This window comes from Streptomyces sp. NPDC059169, assembly GCF_042755225.1.
Classification (GTDB): domain Bacteria; phylum Actinomycetota; class Actinomycetes; order Streptomycetales; family Streptomycetaceae; genus Streptomyces.
Window position 1 is genome coordinate 1 of sequence record NZ_JBHZCF010000049.1, and the last position, 3,047, is coordinate 3,047.

Below are 3,047 nucleotides of genomic sequence, written 5' to 3' on the forward strand. Positions count from 1 at the left end.
TTCTGCGAGCTGGTGATGTCTGACCGCTCGGACTCGCTGCGGTCGTGGGCGGTCGCCAGCTCTTCCACGGCGATCAGAAGCGCGGGGCTGGTCCCCGCCGCTTGGGTGGCTACTCGCTCTGCCATCTCGTGCCCTCCTCTTCGGCTTCTCCCGGCTGGCTCCGGGCGAAGGACCTGAGTTAACCCGCGCGCACGGCATGGCAGTAGGGCGTGATTCGGACAGCGCCGCGGGGTACCCCGCCCCAGGGGGGTGCAGGATTGATAGAGGGTGACTCAAGTTGCATTCGCGCGGACGGCCGCTGCGACAGTGACCTGCGTGATTTCCGATGACGTGACCGACACCCCGCCCCTGGTCTACGCCGACAGCGTGGACATACCCGTGCTGTTCCGTGACGGGCCGGCCAAGCGGCCGTTCAAGCAGTGGCGGACGGCGAAGCACCAGCCGTGGGACACGCCGGGAGCCTTTCCAGGCAAGGATGGCTGGTACGCGCCGACGACGACGTGGCGGGAGATCGTCAAGGCAGCCACCGAGGTCGGCCGTGACGTCACGCCCTGGCTGCACCAGGCCCCGCAGCTGGCGCGGGGAGAACTGGTCGCCCGCGTCTCCCCGCTGTACGCCTACCTCGGCATCCACGACTTCACCCCCAGGCATCCGCTCCCCCACACGTCGGGCCGGCGCCTGACGGTCAACGCCGTCTACGAGCACGGCACCGAACGCTCCGCCAAGAGCATGCTCGGCTACCGGCTGGGCATGACGATGGCGGAATGGGCATGCCGCTCGTTGATGGGGCTGGGCCAGACCTGGCACATCGAGGACGGCGGCCCGATACCGGCTCTGGAGAACGACTTCAAAGATCCCGTCCGCACGCTGCCGGACCTGTGGGGACTGCACGAGGCAGAGAACGCGTACTGGCTGATCGAGGCCAAGGGCGGCAACGTCCGCAAGAAACGGCTCACCGAAGGGTGGGAGCAGCTCGAGGAAGGGACCAAGGTCCTCCACACGTACGCTCACCGCCGCATCCTGTGCGGTGCCTCTGTCCAGCCCCAGGGCGACCTGTTCGTGACCATCGACCACGATCACCACCCCGGACAGCCGGCGCTCCCGATCAAGGGGAAGGCAGCTCCAGCGCCCAGCAGCCCCGAGGACCACCTCGGTGAGAGCGACGACGCCCTGCTGGCAACCGCTCGCGCTCAGATGTTGACCTACCTCGCTTTGCGCTCTGCGCCCACTTCCCGGCTCCGGGCTGTCGCCTTGCCCGCGGACCGCTCCACCCGCCGGCGGCGTGCCGACGGACTGATCACCCCGCTGGAGCGCGACGAGTTGACCCGCGGCATGCGCGCAGCCGTTCGCGCCGAATCACCGCCGGACGACGAACAGGCCCGCCGCAACATCACCCGCGCGATCGGCCTGGACGATTTCCTCACCTACCGCATCCCCGGCACCGAGCTGCGCCTGGGCATGTCCCGTCGCCTGTTCGCTGCCTGCGACCAACTCCACTCCGAGGACCAGGCCATCGCGGCGCGCACGCCCGGCCTTCGCGCCGAGGACCAGCGCATCGCCGACGAGCCCGCCGACGAAGAAGCCGAGGAGCAGCGCCGCCGGACCCAGCGGCGCGTCTTTCGCGAAGCGCAGGAGGAGGAACGCGAGCTCATCCAGGAACGCCTCCGCGACGCCTACGAAGAGGGCGCCGACCGCCAGTGGCGAGACCTCCTGCCCGGTCAGGGAGAACCGGGCCTCGACCTCGACGACCACCCCGACCTGCTGGAAGCCGCAACCCCGGAGACCTACCTCGCGCTGCGCCGAGACGACCTACCGCACCACCGCCGCTGACGGAGCCACCCCAGTCCTGTGACCGCGGCAATGTCGGTGGGAAGCCGGCGGCCGGAGCCGTCGGCTACGCGCGCCACCGCAGGACATCTAGGGACAGCGGGCACGTCTCGGGCAGACGACCGCAGCCAGCTTCGAAGCCGGGCAACATAGCGCGGGATCGCCGGTTAGCCAAACCGGCGATCCGCGCATCATTGATCGTCCACCGCCACGAACTGCCCGTACGTCGAAAGGCATTACCCAGACGACCCCAGACCAAGCGCGAAGCACGCATCACCGAAGTGCCGTGCAGCGATCACGCTGCTGCGTAGCTCGCACGGAACAGATCCTGGGCACGCTCCAGGTCCCGCTCGGTGCGCAGCTGCACCTCCAGGTCCCCCGTGCCATGGTGGCCGAGTCCCGTCACGTCCCGAGTGAACCCGGGCACGAGCTCCACCGCTTTCGGGTCGACCTTCAGGTAGACCAGCACCTTGGTCTGCTGGGGCGGTATCAGGCAGGCGAAGTTCCGCAGTCGCTGATAGGCCACGTACTGCTTGCGCTGGACACGGGTGACGCCGTCCGCCAGGCTGAGGAGAACCTCGTCGGCAGCCTCGGTCAACTCCGTCATGGCCACGATCCGCCTCTGAGACACCTGGAGCCCACCCGCGCGCCGGCGAACCCGCCTGCTCGCACGTGTCTGCCCGGTGACCGAGGCCACGGTCTCAAGCCCGACGAGGTCGTTGCCAAAATACCGGTAGCGAACCAGGTCGATGCTGCGGCGATGCTCACGGACCGCGTGCACGTCGTAGCGCGTGAAGTCGCCTGCGATACAGATCAGCCTCGGTCCGCTCCAGAGCACCTGGGCCGCAGCCGTAACCCCGAGCCGGTCGCGGACCAGGTGCTCGAACTCGCGGCGATGGTCCATCAGCCACGAGAGGTAGAACAAACCCTGGTTGATGACGCCGGCGTCTACGCCACGCTTGTACTCAACGATGACCGGCGAGCCGTTCTCGTCGAGCCCAAGCGAGTCGATCCGACCGACGTGGCGCAGCCCGGTGCAGTACTCGCTCGCCAGGAAGCGGACGCCCAGCAACGTCTCCATGTGCGCCTCGACGAGGCCCTGCACATCTGCCTCGACCTCAGCAAGACGCTGCCTAATGCTGTTGTCAAGCTACGAGACGAAGAGGTGGCCGGGCCTCGTAGGGGCGTTGGTCGCGCAGGATGGCGTAGAGAACGTTGAT

At 68.1% G+C, this 3,047-nt stretch carries 2 protein-coding genes; one reads left to right on the forward strand and one right to left on the reverse strand.

Annotated elements, in window-relative coordinates; all coding sequences use genetic code 11:
* Nucleotides 1-315 precede the first annotated feature (315 nt).
* Entirely contained in the window at nt 316-1,830 is a 1,515-nt protein-coding gene (locus ACFXOM_RS35515; protein ID WP_385041623.1) for a gamma-glutamyltransferase, read from the forward strand.
* Between the two features lie 292 nt (nt 1,831-2,122).
* On the opposite strand, the gene ACFXOM_RS35520 is transcribed toward ACFXOM_RS35515, so the two are convergent.
* The gene (locus ACFXOM_RS35520; RefSeq protein ID WP_385041626.1) at nt 2,123-2,965 is read right to left on the reverse strand and encodes a DUF5655 domain-containing protein; all 843 of its coding nucleotides are present in this window, start codon (nt 2,963-2,965) and stop codon (nt 2,123-2,125) included.
* Nucleotides 2,966-3,047 lie beyond the last annotated feature (82 nt).